General features: G+C 61.2%; 15 protein-coding genes and 1 riboswitch. Of the genes, 4 read left to right on the top strand and 11 right to left on the bottom strand.

From position 1 onward, the window contains the following. Positions 1-160: 160 nt before the first annotated feature. Positions 161-1,888, bottom strand: a complete 1,728-nt coding sequence (locus JQN68_RS00895) for an aldehyde ferredoxin oxidoreductase C-terminal domain-containing protein (protein WP_225071260.1) — start codon at positions 1,886-1,888, stop codon at positions 161-163. Between the two features lie 25 nt (positions 1,889-1,913). Further along, a riboswitch (molybdenum cofactor riboswitch) is annotated at positions 1,914-2,035 on the bottom strand. 235 nt (positions 2,036-2,270) lie between these two features. After that, positions 2,271-3,428 carry a PAS and helix-turn-helix domain-containing protein gene (locus JQN68_RS00890; protein ID WP_225071259.1) on the bottom strand — a complete coding sequence of 386 codons (1,158 nt, stop codon included), beginning with the start codon at positions 3,426-3,428 and terminating at the stop codon, positions 2,271-2,273. A gap of 215 nt (positions 3,429-3,643) precedes the next feature. On the opposite strand from JQN68_RS00890, the gene JQN68_RS00885 reads away from it, so the two are divergent. The 3 genes from JQN68_RS00885 to JQN68_RS00875 are packed head-to-tail and all read left to right on the top strand — an operon-like array spanning position 3,644 to position 5,888. Further along, positions 3,644-4,456: a TOBE domain-containing protein gene (locus JQN68_RS00885; RefSeq protein ID WP_225071258.1), complete on the top strand. Its 813-nt coding sequence runs from the start codon at positions 3,644-3,646 to the stop codon at positions 4,454-4,456. Further along, positions 4,453-5,313, top strand: a complete 861-nt coding sequence (locus JQN68_RS00880; RefSeq protein WP_225071257.1) for an FRG domain-containing protein — start codon at positions 4,453-4,455, stop codon at positions 5,311-5,313. The genes JQN68_RS00885 and JQN68_RS00880 overlap by 4 nt, the downstream gene beginning before the upstream one ends. Continuing rightward, positions 5,310-5,888, top strand: coding sequence for a nucleoside deaminase (locus tag JQN68_RS00875; RefSeq protein WP_225071256.1), 579 nt, complete (start codon positions 5,310-5,312; stop codon positions 5,886-5,888). Before JQN68_RS00880 ends, JQN68_RS00875 begins: the two co-directional genes overlap by 4 nt. Positions 5,889-5,984: 96 nt before the next feature. Here the strand turns inward: JQN68_RS00875 and phoU are convergent, their stop codons facing one another. The 7 genes from phoU to JQN68_RS00840 all read right to left on the bottom strand — a co-directional run bounded on the left by phoU (position 5,985) and on the right by JQN68_RS00840 (position 15,018). After that, positions 5,985-6,638 carry a phosphate signaling complex protein PhoU gene (gene phoU / locus JQN68_RS00870; protein ID WP_225071255.1) on the bottom strand — a complete coding sequence of 218 codons (654 nt, stop codon included), beginning with the start codon at positions 6,636-6,638 and terminating at the stop codon, positions 5,985-5,987. A gap of 16 nt (positions 6,639-6,654) precedes the next feature. Next, the gene (pstB, locus tag JQN68_RS00865; RefSeq protein WP_225071254.1) at positions 6,655-7,437 is read right to left on the bottom strand and encodes a phosphate ABC transporter ATP-binding protein PstB; all 783 of its coding nucleotides are present in this window, start codon (positions 7,435-7,437) and stop codon (positions 6,655-6,657) included. A gap of 13 nt (positions 7,438-7,450) precedes the next feature. After that, complete coding sequence (pstA, locus tag JQN68_RS00860) at positions 7,451-9,043, bottom strand: phosphate ABC transporter permease PstA (RefSeq protein WP_225071253.1); 1,593 nt, start codon at positions 9,041-9,043, stop codon at positions 7,451-7,453. A 12-nt stretch (positions 9,044-9,055) separates the two neighbouring features. Beyond that, entirely contained in the window at positions 9,056-11,272 is a 2,217-nt protein-coding gene (locus JQN68_RS00855) for an ABC transporter permease subunit (RefSeq protein ID WP_225071252.1), read from the bottom strand. Positions 11,273-11,395: 123 nt separating this feature from the next. Further along, on the bottom strand, positions 11,396-12,397 hold the full coding sequence (locus JQN68_RS00850) for a PstS family phosphate ABC transporter substrate-binding protein (protein WP_283775312.1): 1,002 nt from the start codon (positions 12,395-12,397) through the stop codon (positions 11,396-11,398). A 144-nt stretch (positions 12,398-12,541) separates the two neighbouring features. Further along, a complete protein-coding gene (locus JQN68_RS00845; protein ID WP_225071251.1) occupies positions 12,542-14,323 on the bottom strand; it encodes a sensor histidine kinase in 1,782 nt (593 codons plus the stop codon). Between the two features lie 2 nt (positions 14,324-14,325). After that, positions 14,326-15,018 (bottom strand): response regulator, encoded by a 693-nt coding sequence (locus JQN68_RS00840; protein WP_225071250.1) that lies wholly within the window; start codon positions 15,016-15,018, stop codon positions 14,326-14,328. A gap of 346 nt (positions 15,019-15,364) precedes the next feature. Here JQN68_RS00840 and JQN68_RS00835 point away from each other — a divergent pair, with 346 nt between their 5' ends. Next, positions 15,365-16,699, top strand: coding sequence for a ferredoxin reductase family protein (locus JQN68_RS00835; RefSeq protein WP_225071249.1), 1,335 nt, complete (start codon positions 15,365-15,367; stop codon positions 16,697-16,699). A 133-nt stretch (positions 16,700-16,832) separates the two neighbouring features. Here JQN68_RS00835 and ppsA read toward each other — a convergent pair whose 3' ends face one another. Both ppsA and JQN68_RS00825 read right to left on the bottom strand, forming a co-directional pair. After that, positions 16,833-19,226: a phosphoenolpyruvate synthase gene (gene ppsA, locus JQN68_RS00830; RefSeq protein ID WP_349632289.1), complete on the bottom strand. Its 2,394-nt coding sequence runs from the start codon at positions 19,224-19,226 to the stop codon at positions 16,833-16,835. 272 nt (positions 19,227-19,498) lie between these two features. Beyond that, positions 19,499-19,855: a hypothetical protein gene (locus tag JQN68_RS00825; protein ID WP_225071247.1), complete on the bottom strand. Its 357-nt coding sequence runs from the start codon at positions 19,853-19,855 to the stop codon at positions 19,499-19,501. Positions 19,856-19,871: the final 16 nt, after the last annotated feature.

Genomic DNA, 19,871 nt, shown 5'->3' with positions numbered 1-19,871 from the left:
TCCTTTACGTTGGCCCGATAAAAAAGGCCGCACGGATCCGGCAAGATCCATGCGGCCAAGGCAGGTTTTCATACCCAAAGGAGGAGTTTCACAGGAGCGCAGCGCTTTCCCGGAATGACGCCCTGCTCCCATGAGCAACACTGCGCAGTCGAACTTCGCCTCAGAAATTCCAGAAAGCGTCGATCTCGGCGTCGCTGAAATCCCAGATGGCGTTGTGCGGCGGGACCTGTTCCAGAGAGAAGAATTCCGGCAACCGGTCGGCGGCATGGTTCATGCCCGCCGCGAGGTTGAATTCGTGCTCCAGTTTTAGAATCCGCTTGCCGAGGTCAGCGGCTTTCTCCGCGTCCATCTCGATGCCGTAACGGGCACCCACCATGTCGTTGAGGGCGGCGGCGCATTCGGGCAGATCGAGCATGGGAAAGGCGACGAACACGCACATACCGGTGCTGTCGATGACGGCAGTGCCGATCTGCAGATTGCGTGACAACTCGACCTGACCTTCTTTACCAAGGGGATCCACATAGCCGCCCACTTTCAGGATGTTGGTGGCGATGCAGTAGCCCGAGGTATGGTCGGCGCCCATGGTGGAGGTGGCATAGGTGATGCCGATGCCCTTGACGGAGCGGGGATCGTAGGCGGGAATGCCCTGGTTCTTGACCACCGGCACCCTGGTCAGGCCGAAGGCCTGCCCGACGGAGCCGGTGCCGTTGCCGATGATGCGGCCGAGGGGGGTCGCCTTGCCGACTTCTTCACGCAGCAGGCGGATGGCGCCCTTGCCGTCCCCCCAGGGAATGATGCCGGCTTCCATGACCACGCCCATGGCCACTACGCCCTCGATGGAATCGACGCCGATGTCGTCCATGATGCTGTCGCAGGTGGCGACATCGTCCAGATCCTCAATCAGGCAATCGGCGCCCAGGCCCCAGATGGTCTCGTACTCGAAACCCGAGGTCAGGTAATGGCCATCCTTGTCGTTGTAGACCTGGGAACACTGGATCAGGCACCCGGCGTGGCAACCATGCTTGGGATGACCCTTGCGGGCGACGATGGTCTCGTACATGGTTTCGCCGGAGATCTTGTCATGGTGATCGCATTGACCATAACGAAAGTTCTTGGTCGGCAGGCCGCCGGCTTCATGGAGAATATTGACCAGGATGTTGGTGCCGTAGGTCGGCAGCCCCTGGCCGCTGACGGGATGGTCGAGGAGGGCTTTGGCGAAAACCCGGGCGGCGGCCTTGAACTTGTCCGGGTCGGCGATGTCCACCTTGCCGGCACCGGTGCCGTCGACGGTGATGCACTTGATCTTTTTCGCGCCCATCACCGCCCCCATGCCGCCGCGGCCGTGGCTGCGAATCTTGTGATCCGGATCCTTGACGGAGATGTTGGCCATGGCCAGCCGCTCCTCGCCGGGCACGCCGATGGTCATGATCCCGACCTTGTCGCCGAAACGCTTTTCCATCTCTTCGATGACGGCGAAATTCTGCATGCCGATGACGGCGCTTTCTTCATGAATGGAGACACCGGCCCGGTCCACGTGCAACCGGTACCATTTTTCCTCCCGGGGCCGGCCTTCAATGATCAGCGCCTGGATACCGAGCTTGGCGAATTGCTGGGCGGTGGTGCCGCCGGCATTGCTCTCCTTGATGCCGTAGGTCAGCGGGCTCTTGCCGCCCACGGACATGCGCCCGGAGTTGGCCGCCGGCGTGCCCGACAGCATGCCGGGCGCGAAGACCAGCTTGTTGTTGGGTCCCAGGGGGTGACAGGTCGGCGGTACTTCCGCCGCCACAATGGTACTGGTCAAAGCCCGGCCGCCGAGGGTGCGCCACGCTTCCGGAACCGCCTCGGTTTTGACCGTCAGGTCGGTCATGTTCACGCGAATGATGTTCATGCTGTTGTCTTCCTCCCCTGTTGTTTCTCGGGACGCGCCGGTGCCTTTCCAGATGTGGGAGGCCCTGCCGTTTCCGGCAAAACCCGTCGGCCGTCCGCCATAAAGACCGTCTTCCCAGGCGGTGCCGGCTCGGAACCGGTCATTGCGAAACGCTGCTTCACAACGAAGTCGCGGATCCATCTCGCAACTCCGAACGTGAGGCGTTATAGCATGGAGAAACAAGGGACTTACAGGTGAGAATAAGGGTAATTATCGGGTAATTTGATCTACCCTATACGATCCAGGATCTGCCCCGCATCCATCGACAGCCATACTTCAAGCCGTATACACAGGATCTCGACCAATCCGACCGCAGGGCACGGAGGGTCGTCCTCCGGCCCCCTCAGGCTTCGTCAGCAACCAGGGGTCGACGGGCAGCCAGAAAAGCGTGCAGATTAATGCCGCCGCGACGCAAACCAAGCTTGCGGCGGATATTCTTGCGATGGGTCTGGACGGTTTCGAAAGCCAGATTCAGGGCATCGCAGATCTCCTTGCTGGTGCAGCCGGCCTGGATGAAGCGGCAGATGCGGATTTCCGTTTTACTGAGTTTGAGCAGATGGGCGTCCAGTTCCGTTTCCTGGCCGCTGGTCAAACCGATCAACTGCTCCCGCACCAGGTTGAGATAACTGCCGCGTACTTCCGCGCTCGGTTCACGACGGATCTTGTCCAAGGCCGGCAACAACTGATCCCTGACTTTGCGCGCCAGATTGCGCCCGAATTCGCGACGCTCATCGTCGATGCTGTGCATGACGTTGCGCAGGGTGACGTTCATCTCCTCCACCTGGTGTTTTTCCTGTCGCAGCAACTGTTCCGACTCGGCCAGGGCCCGGGTGCGCTCCGCCACCAACCGCTCCAGTTCCTGGCGGGAGTCGACCAGCCAGCTGATATCGTTGAGTACCAGTATGAAGCCGCGCAAACCGCTGGTTTCGGGTTGCAGGGTCACCAGGCGCAGACGGAAATGGTGACGCCCCCCGGCCAGGGCGATTTCGTGATGGCCGTCGGCGGGAAAGGCGGCCAAAACCCCTTCAGGATCCTGCTGGGTCATTTCCAGCAAGGTCCAGAATGGGGTTCCGAGAGGGTTGCGACCGGCGAAAAATTCCGCCGCGGCCGGGTTGGTCCGGGTTACCCGCCCCTCATGATCGGCCACCAGCACCAAGTTGGTGGTCGCGGCAAAGATGTTCTGCAGTTTGCTGCGCTCCAGCAGCAGAGCCCGGTTGGCGGCCCGCAACCAGAGCAGTTCGTCATGGGTCCCGTCGGGAGCCGGACGGCAAACCAAGGCCTGACGCAGCAGTTGGCAAATTTGCGTCAACTCCGAGACCTTGGACCTATCGCCTTGCCGGTTGTGCTCCAGTTGTTCCTGGCATAGCGTCAGCAGCTGTTCGCAACAATTCGCGGCCTGCTGCGCCAGGCCGCCCGCGTCGCCGAAGTCCCTGGCTTCCTGTAACAGCCATTCAGCCAGGCGCCGCAGACCGGCAATGCGATCCGCACGATCCTTGTCCATGTCTTAACTCCCTGCCGGTTTTGCAGAATCCGAGAAAATGCCCGGCCTGCCACGGTTTCTGTCTTGCACCTGACGCCCGCCCCTGCGCCTCGTGAAGATCTCGCAGGAGTCATTTTCCCAATCCGATCCGATTTCGGACCCTTTTCAGCTTGCATACCGCTTGAGGGTGCCTTAAAAAGTAAGAACAGGCAAGCAACCTATCCAAGGAGCGGGGCGTGAAAAAAGCGAAAACCAAGGACATGAGTGTTTTGGGGGAGGTTTGGTTCAGCAAGGCCGGCCAGGAATTCCTCGGTCACAGCCGCATCGAATTGCTGGAAAAAATCGATCAATACGGCTCCATCACCAAGGCCGGCAAGGCCCAGGGCATCAGCTACAAAACCGCCTGGGAGCAGGTTGACGCCCTCAACAACCTGGCTGACGAGCCCCTGGTAATCCGCACCACCGGCGGACGCGGCGGCGGCGGCACCCGTCTGACGGAAGCCGGTCAGGAAGTGGTGAAGCGTTACCGGATGATACAACGGGAACACGAGCGATTCCTGCAATCCATCGGCGAACACCTCGAAGAGGGAGAAAAATTCTACCAGTTTCTGAGGAAGATCAACATGAAAGTCAGCGCCCGCAATCTCTGGTCGGGACGTGTGGAAAAGATCTCGCGCGGCGAGGTCAACGCCCTGGTGGAACTGCAACTCAAAGGCGAAGATCGCCTTTCCGCCCTGATCACGACGGAAAGCCTGGAAGCTCTCGGTCTGACCGAGGGCAGTGAAGTGCTGGCCATGGTCAAGGCGCCGGCAGTGATGATCGTCAAGGATCTGGGCAGCGCGCGCCTCAGCGCCATCAACAGCCTGCAGGGCACGGTGCGAACCATCATCCGCGGTACGGTCAACGCCGACCTCACCCTGGAACTGCCCGGCGGCAGCACCGTCAGTGCCACAATGACCCTGGGCAGCGTTCAGCACCTGGAGTTGCAGGAAGGCGACACGGCCTGGGCGGTGTTTCAGGAGTCGAACGTCATTCTCGGTGTGCTGTGAAAAAATCCGGCTCCGCCAACGAAATTCACATCAACAGCTGGGATCAACTGCAGACCGAGTTGTTCGCCGAGTCCTGGAATTCCGACCTCGGCCGGTTCCGGTCGCGGTTCGCCTTTCGTGGCCTGTCCGACGCCCGCTATCCCCTGAAAACCACCCTGATGCGCCTCGGCGGCCCTTATGGCCAACTGGAGCGCCACCTGATGCGAAATTTCAAAAAATATGCGCACCGCTCCACGGTGGAAGCCGATTCCTTCTGGCACTGGATGTCCAGGGCCCAGCACTACGGCCTGCCCACCCGCCTGCTGGATTGGACCTATTCCCCCTTTGTGGCCATGCACTTCGCCACCGCCAACATCTGCAAATTCGACCTGGACGGCGTCATCTGGGCGGTCAACTACATCAAAACCCACCAATTGCTGCCCAAGGCCTTGCGGCACAAACTCGAAGCAGAGGGAGCCAACGTCTTCACGGTGGAAATGCTGTCCGAAGAGATTCGCAATCTGAATGAATTGTCGCACCTGTCCCGCGACAATGCCGTGATCTTCTTCGAGCCGCCATCCATGGAGGAACGCATCGTCAACCAGTTCGCCTTCTTTTCCGTGGTCTCCAACCCGGAAAGACTGCTCTGCGATTTTCTGCGCGAGCACCCGGAGATCTGGCGCAAGATCATCATTCCGGCGGAACTGAAATGGGAGATCCGCGACAAGTTGGACCAGGCCAACATCACCGAAAGGGTACTGTTTCCCGGATTGGACGGTCTCAGCCAGTGGCTCAAGCGCCATTACAGTCCGCGCTGCACCGAGGAATGCGAACTGCAGCAGGGCATGCGCGCCCTCCCGCCACGGACCGAGCCATGACCTGGCCCAAGGTGCAACTGGCCCTGCCCGGTTGGCTGCGGCCGCTGCTGCCGCCGGCGGAGCATGTGTTCCACAGCATAGAAGAGCGCATGCAGTTGGCCATCCGGCTGGCGGCGGCCAACATCGAGCATGACGGCGGCGGGCCTTTCGGTGCCGCCGTATTCGATCTCGACAGCGGCCGCTTGCTGGCCCCGGGAGTCAACCTGGTGACCAGCGCCTGTTGTTCCGTCGCCCATGCCGAACTGGTCGCCCTCATGACGGCCCAGCGTCTGGTCGGCCATTTTTCCCTGGCCGCCGCCGGCCTCAACGCCCAACTGGTCAGCTCCACCGAACCCTGCGCCATGTGCCTCGGCGCCCTGCCCTGGGCCGGCCTCCGCAGCCTGGCGTGCGGTGCCCGGGACGCCGATGCACGGGCTATCGGCTTTGACGAAGGGGACAAGCCCGAGCACTGGCAGGACGCGCTGGAACGCCGCGGCATCGCCGTGTTGCGCGATGTTTGCCGGGCCGAGGCGGTGGCGGTGCTGGAACGCTACCGGGATTCAGGCGGACTGATTTACAACGGCCGGCATCCATAACGGCCCTAAAAAATTTGAAGGCCTGCCGCGTAACCGGCAGGCCTTCAAATTTACGAGCCAACTACCCAATGGCTGAATTTGGGTATGTCCCGCCTACTACAGAATGTGCCGGAAGATCTTTCCCTCGATCATATACAGCACATCCTCGGCGATATTGGTGGTCTGGTCGGCGATGCGCTCCAGGTAGCGGGAAATGACCAGGTAGCAGATCAGGGCTTCGAGATGATCCGGGTTCTGGCGAATCTGCGCCATGACCAGGCCGTAGGTCTGGTGGTGCAGTTCATCCACCTCGTCGTCCAGGGCGATGACCTGGCGCGCCAGGCCTTGATCGAAATGCACCAGGGCATCGAGGCTCTTCTTGACCATGGCGTAGACCTTCTGGGACATGTTGGCGAAGTCGAAGGGCATCGGAATCCGTTCCAACTTCATGAGATCCAGCGCTCGCTCGGCGATGTTCACCGCCAGGTCGGCGATGCGCTCCAGGTCGTTGTTGATCTTGAGCAGGGAGACGATGAAACGCAGGTCGTTGGCTACCGGCTGATGCAGGGCCAGCACCTTGAGGCACTCCTCCTCCAGATCGACCTCCATCTGGTCGACATCCGTGTCGGCGTCGATGACCTGCTGCGCCAGGGCGGCGTCGCGCCGCTCCAGGGCGGCAATGGAACGCTGGTAACTCTCCTCGACCATGGCGCTGAGGGTCAGGAGCCGTTTTTTGAGTTTTTCGATTTCACGCACAATATGCAATGTCATGGCTCACGTGCTCCCTTCAGCCGAACCGGCCGGTAATATAGTCTTCCGTCTGCTTGTTTTTCGGTTTGACGAACAGGTTCTTGGTTTCTCCGAACTCGATGAGGATGCCCTCGAACAGAAAAGCGGTGTAGTCGGAAACCCGGGCCGCCTGCTGCATGTTGTGGGTGACGATGATGATGGTATATCGATCGCGCAGATCGGCGATGAGTTCCTCAACCCGGGCAGTGGATTTGGGATCGAGGGCTGAACAGGGTTCATCCATCAGCACCACCTCCGGATTGACGGCGATGGCCCGCGCGATGCAGAGGCGCTGCATCTGCCCGCCCGAGAGCCCCAGGGCCGACTCGTGCAGGCGGTCCTTGACCTCGTCCCACAGGGCGGCGCTCTTCAGACTGCGCTCCACGGTCTCGTCGAGAGTTGCCTTGTCGCCGATACCGGCAATGCGCATGCCGTAGATGACATTCTCGTAGATGGATTTGGGAAAGGGATTGGATTTCTGGAACACCATGCCGACCCGGCGCCGCAACTCGATGACGTCCATGGTCGGGGTGTTGATTTCCATCCCATCCAGCAGGATGCTGCCCTCGACCCGGGCCGTATCGACCAGATCGTTCATGCGATTGATGCAGCGCAGCAGGGTCGACTTGCCGCACCCGGAGGGCCCGATGAGAGCGGTCACCTGGTTCCGGGGAAAGTCCAGCCCGATGTTGTGCAGCGCCTTGGCGTTGCCGTAGAAAAAGTTGAGATTCTCGACCTGGACGACCGGATCGGCCACGGTCACGATTTGCGTTTCGGTCATATCCTCACCTTGCTCAGAAAGTGCTGTAAGTGTAGCGTTTCTTCATCTTGTTGCGCAACCGGATGGCGACGCTGCTCATGACCAGGACGATGAGCACCAGCAGCAGCGTGGTCACAAACACCATGGGCTTGGCCGCCTCGACGTTGGGCGATTGGAAGCCGATGTCATAGATGTGAAAGCCCAGGTGCATGAATTTGCGATCCAGGTGCAGAAAGGGAAACTGGCCGTCCAGGGGCAATGACGGCGCCAGTTTCACCACCCCGGTGATCATGAGGGGCGCGACCTCGCCGGCGGCGCGGGCCATGGCGAGGATCAGGCCGGTCATGATACCGGGCGAAGCCATGGGCAGCAGGATGCGGGTCAGGGTCTGCAGTTTGGTCGCCCCCAGGGCCAGGGATCCTTCGCGAACCCCGTTGGGTATGGCGCCCAGAGCTTCCTCGGTGGCGACGATGACCACCGGCACCGTGAGCAGGGACAGGGTCAGGCTGGCCCAGAGGATGCCGCCGGTACCGAAGGTCGGATCGGGCAGACGCTCCGGGAAAAACAGTTGATCGATGCTGCCGCCGATGCCATAGACAAAAAAGGCCAGGCCGAATATGCCGTAAACGATGGATGGAATGCCGGCCAGGTTATTGACGGCGATGCGCACCATGCGCACGATCACGCCCTCCTTGGCATACTCCCGCAGATAGATGGCCGCCAGCACGCCGAGGGGAAAGGAAAACAGGCTCATGACGAAAATCAGCATCACCGTCCCGAAGATGGCCGGAAACAAACCGCCTTCGGTGTTGGATTCCCGCGGCTCATCACTCAGCAGTTCCCACAATTTACCGGCATAGTGGGCGACCTTGGCCGGCAGGGACATGCGATTAGGCTGATAGGGCCGAACAATATCCACCAGGGGCATCTCCCGTTCGTTGCCGCTGACGTCGACAAAGGTCGCGGTACGCTCACGCAGGCTGGAAATCAGGTCGGACTGTTGATCCGCCAGTTCATGGAATCGCCTTTCCAGGGTCTCGCGACGGGTCTGCAACTCCGCCACCCGGGCATCCTCGGCAGTGAGGCCCCGATAGAGCAATTTGCGCTCGCGCAGGCGCAGACGCGCGACCTGACCATTTAAATCGGCCAACTTGCCGCTCATTTCGGCGATGCGATCCTGTTCGCCGGCCAGTTGCCGCAACCGTTGCCGCAATTCGGCCCAACCCTGCGCGGGGCTGGTCACCGTCCGTCCCTCCAGATTTGCGAGGGTGCCGTAGAAATTGCCGTGCTCCTGCCGCTCCAGGACGATGACGTCGTCCGGATAGGACATGCGGTTGATATCGGCCTCGTTCACCCAGCGAAAATCCAGTCCATAGAGATCGCGATTGCCGATCTTGAACTGCACCCGCTGGCCTTCGCCGTCGAAGATCGCTTCATGACGGATGATTTCGCCCATGACCCGGGTACCGTCCTGCAATTCCGCCACGGCCACCCGCGACGGCCAGAACACGCCCAAACCATTGACCAGGACCACGACAATCAGCACCGCAGCCAATAGCAGGGTGGTGGCCAAGGCCGCAGCCGTGGTCCAGATGTATGGTTCACCTTTTCTCCAGAAATCGTTCATGGATTATCCTGTTCAGAACCGGCCGTACTTCTTGCGCAGCCGCTGCCGCACCAGTTCCGCGGCGGTATTAAGAATAAAAGTCATGGTAAACAGAATCACCGCGGACAAAAACAGGATCCGGTAGAGAGTACCGCCCACCGGAGCCTCGGGGATTTCCACGGCGATGTTCGCCGACAGGGGACGCATGCCGTTGAAGATGCTCCAGTCCATGATGGGCGTGTTGCCCGTTGCCATCAACACGATCATGGTTTCGCCGATGGCACGGCCGAAACCGATCATGGTGCCGGCAAAGATGCCCGGGGAGGCCGACGGCAATATCACCCGCCATACCGTCTGCCAACGGCTGGCGCCGAGGGCCAGGGAGGCCGCTTTTAGACTCTGCGGCACGTTGGACAGGGCATCCTCGGCGATGGTGTAGATGATGGGAATGACGGCAAATCCCAGGGCGAAGGCGATGACGATACAGTTGCGCGAGTCGTAGCGGACCCCCGCTTCATGGAACAGCCAGAGCTTGAAATTACCATCAAACAGCCAGTTTTCCACCATCGGTCCGAGGGTGATGGCGGTCGCGACCGCCAGTACCAAAACCGGCATCAGCAATAGAAATTCGACGCCCCGATCCAACTGTTTGCCGAGGGGCCGATTGCGCACCCCCTGCCAGAGGACCATGGCCGCCAGCAGAAACACCGGCACCAGCAGCAGACCGAGGAACAGCGCCGGCACGCTCCGCTCCAACAGGGGAGCAAACCAGAGGGCGGCCAGGAAGCCGATGACGACCGAAGGGATGGCGGCCATGACCTCAACCGTCGGCTTGATCATGCCGCGCAGGCGCGCATTGCCGAACTGGCTGGTATAGATGGCGCCGAGCAGCGCCAGGGGCACGGCGAACAGCATGGCGTAGAAGGTGCCCTTGAGAGTGCCGAAGATGAGCGGGGTCAGGCTCTTTTTGGGTTCGAAATCCTCGGTCGCCGCCGAGGATTGCCACACATAGCGTGGTTGGTCGTAATTCTCGTACCAGACCTTGCCGAACAGGGTTCGCCAACTGACCTCCGGATGGGGATTGCGCAATTTCCAGAGATAACCGGTCCCCGCTGCGTCCACGGCGAACAGCCCGTCGCCGCGCGGCGCCAGACTGCCGGCACGCAGCGGGGCTTCGGAGGACAGGGTCAACAGATGGCGCTCGCTGGTCATGTGATCCATATGCAACTGCCCGGCTGCATCGAAACTGATGAGGGATTTGTCCCGGCGGGAAGGAATCATCCCGGCCACGGCCCGACGGTGGCCGCTGAGCACATGAATGCGCTGCAGGCGTTTGACGCCTTCACCGTCGCGCACCCCGAACCAGGTGGCCACACCGCCGCGGTCATCGCCGACCGCCAGGGAGATATCGCCAAAAATCAGGGCCAGACTGGTAATGGCACGGCCATCGGGAAAAGCCGGCAGGCGATCCAGCAGTTCCACCGCGCCCGCCTCGGAGAGATCCCAGTGCAGCAGGGTGCCACGCCCGGTGCCGGCATAGAGGTTTTTGCCCGTGGTGTCCAGTACCATGGCGGTAATCGGCTCACCGGGCAGGCCGGTGGCCTCCAGGAGATGGGTCGCCTCGCGGCTGTCTCCGAACAGATCCGTCTCCGTCACCAATTGCCGAATTAACAGGCGATTATCGGCCAGAAGAGCAACCTGGGTCAGGCGCTCTTCACCGTCCCGGCGCACCAGGGCCTGCTTGGGCACCCCCTGCTCAAGGGGCGGAAGACTCGCCAGGCGTGCCACTTCCCGACTCTGTACGCGACGGCCCTCGGCATCGAAGCCGGAGGGAAAGCGGACCTGGTCGAGGGTCATGCTGCCGTTGTCCCAAAGTGCGCCGAAGGTCAACTCTTCGCCGCTGTCGACGGCCAGGATACGACCGGCGCCAACCGGCGGAGCCAGCAGCAGTTCCCCGCCCGCCGGTTGGCCGCCCGGGGCAAAAAATTGCACCCTGCCGCCGGCATCGACCACGAAGGGCGACTCCCGGTATTCGTCGAGGCCTGCCGCCATGACCGTCGCGCCTTGGTCCGCCACCGGAAAGCGGGCCACCCGTTCGGCCACCGCCGGTTGAAACAGGGGTACCGTGACCCGGGCGATGAGAAACAGAATGAGCAGCACACTGAAAATGACCGCCATTCCGCCGACGGTAATCACATAGCGTGCGATGCGATCCCGCCGCTGGATACGTTTCAGAATTTTCTTGTTCATCTGCGCCCTGAAAAAGTTGAATGCATGGACATACCGATGCCTGCCGACCACATGGGCCGGCAGGCGGGGGTGTTCTCATTGCGGGCGGGGCGGCCACCGCCACCCCATCCCTGTTCAGCAGCGTTACTTGAGAGCGCTCAGCTGCTTCTCGGCCTGAGCGGCCGGCAGCGGCATGTAACCGTCCTTGACGACGATTTCCTGACCTTCCTTGGAAAGCGCGAATTTCAGGAACTCCTTGGTGAGCTTGGGCAGCGGCTGGTTGGGCTGCTTGACCACATACAGGTAGAGCATGCGGCTGAGGGGATACTTGCCGCTGAGCACGTTCTCATAGGTCGGCGCATAGGCTTTGCCATCGGTCTTCTCGGCCAGGGCGATGGCCTTGACGCCGGAGGTCATGTAGCCGATGCCCGAGTAGCCGATGCCGGCGCGATCCTCGGTCACCGACAACACCACGGAGGCGGAACCGGGCTGTTCCTTGACGGTGTCTTTGAAGTCACCCTTGAACAGAGCATGTTCCTTGAAGAAACCGTAGGTCCCCGAAGCGCTGTTGCGGCCATACATGCTGATGGGCATCTGGCCCCAGGTACCGGTCAGACCGGCCTGCCCCCAGGTGACGATATCCTGGCCCAGACCGCCCTTGCGGTTTTTGGAGAAGATGGCGTCGACCTGCGGCAGGGTCAGGGACTTGACGGGGTTGTCCTTGTTGACGAACACGGCCAGGGAGTCGAGGGAGACGCCGACGGCGGTCGGCTTGACGCCGTAGCGTTTTTCGATGGCTTCCATTTCCTCACGCTTCATGGGGCGGGACATGGGGCCGATTTGGGCGGTCCCCTGAATCAGGGCCGGCGGCGCGGTACTCGAGCCTTTGCCCTCGATCTGGATGTTGACGTTGGGATAATGCTTGCGGAAACCTTCCGCCCAGAGGGCCATGAGGTTGTTGAGGGTATCGGAGCCGATGCTGTTCAGGTTGCCGGAAACGCCGTCCACCTTCTGGTAGCTTTTCAGCTTGGGGTCTACCTTGACTTGCGCCGCCTGTGCCACCGCGGACATGGCCGGCACGGCCACCACGGCCGCCAGGGCCACCGTAGCCAGACACTTCATCACTTTACCTGCCTCGAGACGCATGCTGTTTCTCCTTTGTTTGGCTTGAGGAATCCGTTTTATTGTCGGGTGTCCGCCCTGGGTGGCGAACACAACGGATTCTGGCCAGGAACTGTTAGGTTTGCATTAGGCCCGCATGAAGAGTTCGCAAGCTCTGCTCGCCGCTTTTCAGCAGGCCGGGAGAATGACGGTAAATACGCTGCCCTGGCCGACTTCGCTGGCCACCTCGATACGACCGTGGTGCGCCTTGACGATATGCTTGACGATGGACAGGCCCAGACCGGTGCCGCCCACCCGGCGGCTGCGGGCCTTGTCGACCCGATAGAAGCGCTCGAACAGGCGCGGCAGGTGCTCCGCAGCGATGCCATACCCCTGGTCATGCACCCGAATCTCCACCTCGCCGTCGGCCCGACAGGCCTCGATGAATACCTCGCGGCCCGATTCGCTGTATTTGATGGCGTTGTCGATGAGGTTGACCAGTGCCTGCTCCAGCAGCGGTGCGTTGATGCGGGCCCGCAATTCCGGTTCACAGGTCAGGCGCAGCCGCATGTCCTTGCCGTCGGCCAAGGCCTGGCAGGCATTGGCCGCCGAGCGCAGGGTCGGAGCCAGGGGCTCCACCGTCAGGACGATGGTGCCGCTGCCTTCACCCTGCTCGATGCGCGACAGTTCGAGGAGATCGTCGATGATGGCATTGAGACGATCCGCCTGCTTGGCGATGATACCGAGAAAGCGGGTGCTGTCCTCCGCCCGTTCCATGGCACCGTCCTGCAAGGTTTCCACGGCGCCCTTGATGCCGGTGATGGGGGTTTTCAATTCATGAGAAACATTGGCGACGAAATCCTTGCGGATATTTTCCAGCCGCCGCAACCGGGTCACATCATTAAGAACGATCAGCACCCCGATGCGATGATTTTCGCCATCGAGAAGCAGAGTCGCATGCACCTGCAAAAAACGATCGCCTTCCGTGCCGGGCAACACCACTTCGCCCTCCAGAGGCCCGCCACCGGCCAGGGCGCGGCCGACGAAGCGCTGCAGATCGGCCTTGCGGACCACCTCCTCGAGCCGCCGGCCGGCCACCGTCGCCGCATCCAGGCCCAGCAGATCGGCCGCGGCGCGATTCAGATGCAGGATGCGCTCGTCGTTGTCCAGGGCCACCACCCCTTCGACCATGCTGGTCAGTACTGCCTGCTGTTCGTTGCGCTGCTGGCTGATGGTGCGAATCCGTTCATCGAGCTGGCCGGCCATAACGTTCATGGCGCGGGCCAAGGCACCGGCTTCCCGGGAACCGGCAATCTGCAGTTTCTGTTCAAAACAACCTTGGGCAAAACGTTCGGCGCCCTGCTTCATCATCACCAGGGGACGGCTCAGACGGCGGGACAGGTAGTAGCCCAGCACCCCGGCGGCCAGCACCACCAGCAGACCACGTACCACCATATCCCGGTAGCTGGCCTGCAGCTCCCGGTCGATTTCACTGATGCTGCGGGAGGCTCGAACCACACCGATGATGGGCTGCTCCGTCGCGTCCCGCACCGGCAGGGCCACATACATCATCGGCTCCTGTATGGTCCGGCTGGGGCGCTCGTCGCGACCCACCAGGTTCCGCAGGGCACTGACAATCTCCGGTCGGTTGGCATGGTTGTCCATCCGCGCCGGGTCCTCCAGGCTATCCGCCACCACCCGACCGGAAGGCAGCACCACCGTGAACCGGGTCGCGGTATTCCGGCCCAGCCGCTTGCTGGACGCATCGAGGGCCGCATAATCGTTGGCAAGCAGCAAATTCCCGACTTGATCCTCGAACAGGCGGGCCCGCACTTCCAGTTCCGTCGCCACCTGACTGAGATAAAAATTGCGCCGCGACCGGGAATGCAGGCCGGAAACGGCGACGATGGCCAGCACGATGATAAGGATATAGGAAGGATATATCTGCCAGAACAAAGGTTTCGATCGCATGCTCAATCCTTGAAACGGTAGCCGACGCCGCGCACCGTCTCGATGTATTTGCCATAATTGCCCAGCTTTTTGCGCAAGCCGACGATCTGCACGTCCACCGCCCGGTCCGTGACCGAGTAGTCGTCACCGCGCACCGCATTGACAATCTGGTAGCGGGTGAAAACCCAGCCCGGTCGGCTGGCCAGAAAATGCAGGACCCGAAATTCGGTAAAAGTCAGTTCCACCGGCTGCCCGTCAATCAGTACCTGATTACGGCCGGGGTGAATCACCAGGCCGTCGACATGAATGACCGCCGTTTCGTCGGTCACCGGCGGATGCTCCTCGCGGCGTCTGAGCACGGCGCGGATACGGGCGATGAGAATCCGGGGACTGAAGGGCTTGGTCACATAATCATCGGCGCCCAATTCCAACCCGGCCACCACATCCGCCTCTTCGCCCCGGGCGGTGACCATCACCACCGCCAGGTTGCGGTATTCCGGGGTGCTCTTGATAACCCGACAGACTTCGAGGCCGTCCATGTTCGGCAACATCAGATCGAGCACCACCAGATCCGGCGGATCTTCGCGAATCGCCGCCAGGCCTTCCTCGCCGGTCATGGCCAGGGACACCCGAAAACCTTCGCGCATCAGGTTGTAATGCATCAGCGCCAGGATGTCTTCTTCATCTTCCACCAGCAGGATGTGCTTTTTTGCCATGGGCGGTCCAACTCCTTGAGGTCTGGTCGACAGCCCGGCCATCGACGCTCAACACCCTATCAACGCACTCTCTAAACCAGCTTTGTTAGGGAAATATTAGCTGTTTTCTTTAAAGACAGGATTCAACGATATTTACAACAACAACCTAACCGTTCACTCAAGGAGCTCGCTCCCCCCTCGGTGTGGGGGGCAAGGCCCTTTTCCACGGACGATGAATCTTAACGGGACAACTTTCCTGTCTTGCCTTTTTGCGTACATTTGGGATCATTGTAGCTGATTTATCCATTCCCGACGGATCATCCCATATCGGGCAACGTTGCCCATGCTCAGGAAGGATGCAACTCCCATGCGTAAAAACCCGGAACATTTTGTCTGGCTGGCGGCGTTCTGGATTGCCGTCTATCTGCTGTTGACGGCGTTGCCGCTGTTTCTGCTCCTGTTCAGCCCGGCACCCAGTCCGCGCGGCTTCTGGCGGGACTTTTCCGCGGCCCTGGGCTTCGCCGGACTGGCCATGATGATGCTGCAATTCGCCCTCACGGCGCGCCTGCAGACCGTGAAAGCGCCCTTCGGCAGCGACCTGGTCTATCATTTTCACCGCCAAATCTCCCAGGTGGCCTTCGGACTGATTCTCGCGCACCCCCTGATTCTGTTTGTCACTACGCCTTCCACGGTGAGCCTGCTCAAGTTCTGGAACGCACCCTGGCGGGCCCGCTTCGCCGTCGCCGCCCTAGCGATATTGATCGTCCAGGTCGGCAGTTCCATCTGGCGCCGGCAATTGCGCCTCGATTACGACCGTTGGCGTTTCTGGCATGGGGTGCTGGCGAGTGCCGCCGTGGTTCTCGGACTGCTGCACATGATGAAGGTCGGGCACTTCGTGAATCTGCCCTGGAAAAGGTCGCTCTGGCTCAGCTATGGGGCACTCTGGGTCGGGTTGCTGGCTTATGTGCGCCTGCTCAAGCCGTGGCTGGCCTTGCGCCAACCCTATGAAGTCGTCGCCGTCAATGCAGAACGCGGCCAGGCCTGGTCCCTGACCCTGCGCGCCAAGGGCCACCATGGACTGCGGTTCAACCCCGGCCAGTTCGCCTGGCTGACCCTCTGGCATTCGCCGTTTCTGGCCAAGGATCACCCGTTTTCCTTTTCGGCCAGCGCCGAGCGCCCCGAGTTGCTGCGTTTCACCATCAAGGAACTGGGGGATTTCACCGCCACCATCAAGCAGGCGGTGCCCGGCCAACTGGCCTGGCTGGACGGCCCTCACGGGGCCTTTTCCGTGGACCGTTACCCCCATGCGCCGGGTTACGTGTTCATTGCCGGCGGCATCGGCATCACGCCCATGATGAGCATGCTCCACACCTTGGCGGATCGCCGGGATCCGCGGCCCCTGCTGCTGCTGTACGCCAACCGGGACCTGGACAGCATCACCTTTCGCGAGGAGATCGAACAGTTGGCGCCACGCCTGAATCTGCGGGTGGCGCATGTTCTGGATCGGCCGCCGGAGAACTGGACGGGCGAATCCGGCTTCATAAACGATGCCGTCCTGCAGCGTCAGTTGCCCGAAGAATTTACCGATCTGGATTACTTCATCTGCGGTCCGCCGCCGATGATGAACGCCGTGGAACAGCTGCTGCTGCGGCGCGGCATTCCATTCGGCCAGATTCACACCGAACGATTCAACCTGGTTTAGCCGACGGCGGGAGAACGGACCATGCGACAATTCTATTCCAAGCTTCTGGCCTGGCTGACCGGCGCCCTGATTGTCCTGCTGTCGGCCCTGTTTGCTGTACTGGGCAACCTCAAGGTGCCATGACCAGAGGCTGCTACCCTCTGCCCAATTGTTCCTCCAGTTCCAGAATTCGCAGGGTGGTGGACAGCACCGTATCCGGATTGAGAGACAGGCTGTCGATGCCGCACTCCACCAGGAAGGCGGCAAACTCGGGATAGTCGCTCGGCGCCTGACCGCAGATACCGATCTTGCGACCGGCCGCCTTGACCCGTCGGATGACGTCGGCGATCATGCGTTTGACCGCCTCGTTGCGCTCGTCGTAAAGGTGAGCGACGATTTCCGAATCCCGGTCGAGGCCCAGCAGCAGCTGGGTCAGGTCGTTGGAGCCGATGGAGAACCCATCGAATATCTCGGCAAACTCCTCGGCCAGGACCACGTTGGAAGGGATCTCGCACATGACGTAAACTTCCAATCCGTTCCGGCCCTGTTCCAGCCCGCACTCGCGCATGACCTCGATGACCTTGCGGCCCTCTTCCACGGTGCGGCAAAACGGGATCATCAGCTTGACGTTGGCCAGCCCCATGGTCTCGCGAACCCGCTGCATGGCCCGGCATTCCAGGACAAAGCCTTCCCGGTAGCGGACATCGTAGTAACGCGAAGCCCCGCGGAAACCGATCATGGGGTTGGATTCCTCGGGCTCAAAGGCCCGGCCGCCGAGGAGGTTGGCGTACTCGTTGCTCTTGAAGTCGCTCATGCGGACAATGACGTCGTTGGGGTAGAACGCCGCCGCCAGAGTCGCCACGCCCTGGGCCAGCTTATCGACGAAATATTCGCCGCCGTCGGGATAACCGGCGATGAGGTTGGCAATGCGCGCCCGGGCTTCCGCATCGGCGACCCGTTCCGGATGCAGCAGAGCGATGGGATGGGCCTGGATGGCGGTGTTGATGATGAACTCCAGGCGAGCCAGGCCGACGCCGTCATTGGGGATACGCCGCAGGCTGAAAGCCTGTTCCGGATTGCCAAGATTCATCATGATGCGGGTCTGCGGCCGACGCAACTCTTCCAGGTTGGTCTTCACCACCTCGAACTCCAACTCACCTTGGTAGACGAATCCGGTTTCCCCCTCGGCACAGCAGACGGTGACACCGTTTCCGTCCACGATATGGGTGGTGGCGTCGCCGGTGCCGATGACGCATGGGATGCCCAGTTCGCGGCTGACAATCGCGGCATGGCAGGTGCGGCCGCCGCGGTTGGTGACGATGGCCGCAGCCTGCTTCATGATCGGTTCCCAGTCGGGGTCGGTCATATCCGTTACCAAGACACAGCCGGACTGGAATCGGCCGATTTCCCCGGCATCCTTGATGACCATGGCCTTGCCGGCGCCGATCTTGCTGCCCACCGCCCGGCCCTGGCACAGGACGTCACCCCGTTCCTTGAGGCGGAATTCTTCCAGCACATTTCCCAGTCGTCCGGATTCCACGGTTTCCGGGCGGGCCTGAACGATGAACAGTTGGTCGGTCTGGCCGTCCTTGGCCCATTCGATATCCATGGGACGTTGATAATGGTCCTCGATGACACAGGCCATGCGGGCCAGCTCCAGCACTTCATCCTCGGTGAGGCAAAAACGTTCCCGGTCCTCCCGCGGGACGGTAATTTCCCGGGTCGACTGGGGGCCATTGTTGAGACTGTAGATGATCTTCTTTTTCTTGCTGCCGATATGCTTGCTGAGTATGGGCCGGAAACCCCGCTTGAGGGTCGGTTTGAAAACGAAATATTCGTCGGGGTTGACGGCGCCGCGCACCACGTTTTCGCCCAACCCCCAGGCGGCATTGATCAGCACCACGTCACGGAATCCGGTTTCGGTGGAAATGGTGAACATGACCCCGGCGCTGGCCAGATCGGAACGCACCATTTTCTGTACCCCGACGGAGAGAGCCACTTCCAGATGATCGAAACCGTGATGGGCCCGGTAGGATATGGCGCGGTTGGTGAACAGGGAGGCAAAACAGTTGCGACAGGCATCGACCAGTTCCGTCGCACCGCGGATATTGAGGTAGGTTTCCTGCTGGCCGGCAAAGGAGGCATCGGGCAGGTCCTCTGCGGTGGCACTGGAACGCACCGCGACATCGCAATCCTGGCCGTATTCCTGCTCCAGCAACCCATAGGCGGAGCGGATCTCCTCCTCCAGACTTGCCGGCAATTCGGCCCGGCGGATGGCCCGACGGATGCGGCTGCCGACGGACGCCAGGCTTTCCAGATCGTCGTCCTTCAGTTCCTGCAGCACCTGTTCGATTTCGGACTCCAGGCCCGTCTCACGGAGAAACCGGCGATAGGCGGCGGCGGTCACGGCAAAGCCACCCGGCACCTGAATGCCGAGATCGGACAGACAACGGATCATCTCGCCGAGAGAGGCATTCTTGCCGCCGACCTGCGGCAAATCGTCCATGCCGATGTCTTCGAACCACAGGATCTGCTTGGCTTCCATCATCATGACACCTCCGTTCGGGGTCAAACAAATATCGTAACTGTTCAGCACAGGGGCTCGGGGCGCCCTCCCCGAGGGTGTCTGGCGCCCGGATGGCGCCAGTCAAGCCCCAGGGATGGGTTCATGCGGCCCTCGGGGTGGGCGGCGCGAGACCCTGCTCCACGATGCTGAAAAGTTACCAAATATCTTCCCATCGGGCTTCAAGGTCCGATTCCGGATATATTTTGACGCTCTGCTGCAAGTGTAACAAAAATCCCTGCAGCAAAGCCGAAGTCTCAGATGGGACTGTCCGGAGAGGTAGTTTTGGGAGCCGCCGGCTTTGGGTCCGCGGAAGGGGTGCGGGCGGGCCCGGTACGGGAACGTTGCCAAATTTTCCAGCCGATGAGCAGCCCGGTTCCGGCCAGGATCACCAACCCCGCACTCAGGATCAGACGGTACCAGACGCCGATGAGGCCGCCGCCGGAATGCAACAGACGGGCAACGGCGAACCACGCTCCACTGCCGATGGGCAAACCGAACACCGGAGACTGCCAAAGGGTAAGCAACAGTCCGCTGCCGACCTGCAGCAGGATGAACAGGACCAGCAGAAGACCCAGCCAGCGATGCAGCCGGCGCAGTGCAGGCTCTTTCATGACCTCTCCAAGCCCC

The sequence above is a fragment of the Desulfuromonas sp. CSMB_57 genome, assembly GCF_020194955.2.
Classification (GTDB): Bacteria; Desulfobacterota; Desulfuromonadia; order Desulfuromonadales; family Syntrophotaleaceae; genus JAFCIY02.
The sequence above is the reverse complement of the archived record's forward strand: the minus strand, read 5'-3'. Positions and strand labels throughout refer to the sequence as shown.

What these genes read in the sequence shown, in the direction of transcription:
- JQN68_RS00895 (WP_225071260.1), bottom strand. Translation starts at nt 1,888, where the DNA reads ATGAACATCATTCGCGTGAACATGACCGACCTGACGGTCAAAACCGAG.
- JQN68_RS00890 (WP_225071259.1), bottom strand. Translation starts at nt 3,428, where the DNA reads ATGGACAAGGATCGTGCGGATCGCATTGCCGGTCTGCGGCGCCTGGCT.
- JQN68_RS00875 (WP_225071256.1), top strand. Translation starts at nt 5,310, where the DNA reads ATGACCTGGCCCAAGGTGCAACTGGCCCTGCCCGGTTGGCTGCGGCCG.
- phoU (WP_225071255.1), bottom strand. Translation starts at nt 6,638, where the DNA reads ATGACATTGCATATTGTGCGTGAAATCGAAAAACTCAAAAAACGGCTC.
- pstB (WP_225071254.1), bottom strand. Translation starts at nt 7,437, where the DNA reads ATGACCGAAACGCAAATCGTGACCGTGGCCGATCCGGTCGTCCAGGTC.
- pstA (WP_225071253.1), bottom strand. Translation starts at nt 9,043, where the DNA reads ATGAACGATTTCTGGAGAAAAGGTGAACCATACATCTGGACCACGGCT.
- JQN68_RS00855 (WP_225071252.1), bottom strand. Translation starts at nt 11,272, where the DNA reads ATGAACAAGAAAATTCTGAAACGTATCCAGCGGCGGGATCGCATCGCA.
- JQN68_RS00850 (WP_283775312.1), bottom strand. Translation starts at nt 12,397, where the DNA reads ATGCGTCTCGAGGCAGGTAAAGTGATGAAGTGTCTGGCTACGGTGGCC.
- JQN68_RS00845 (WP_225071251.1), bottom strand. Translation starts at nt 14,323, where the DNA reads ATGCGATCGAAACCTTTGTTCTGGCAGATATATCCTTCCTATATCCTT.
- JQN68_RS00840 (WP_225071250.1), bottom strand. Translation starts at nt 15,018, where the DNA reads ATGGCAAAAAAGCACATCCTGCTGGTGGAAGATGAAGAAGACATCCTG.
- JQN68_RS00835 (WP_225071249.1), top strand. Translation starts at nt 15,365, where the DNA reads ATGCGTAAAAACCCGGAACATTTTGTCTGGCTGGCGGCGTTCTGGATT.
- ppsA (WP_349632289.1), bottom strand. Translation starts at nt 19,226, where the DNA reads ATGATGGAAGCCAAGCAGATCCTGTGGTTCGAAGACATCGGCATGGAC.
- JQN68_RS00825 (WP_225071247.1), bottom strand. Translation starts at nt 19,855, where the DNA reads ATGAAAGAGCCTGCACTGCGCCGGCTGCATCGCTGGCTGGGTCTTCTG.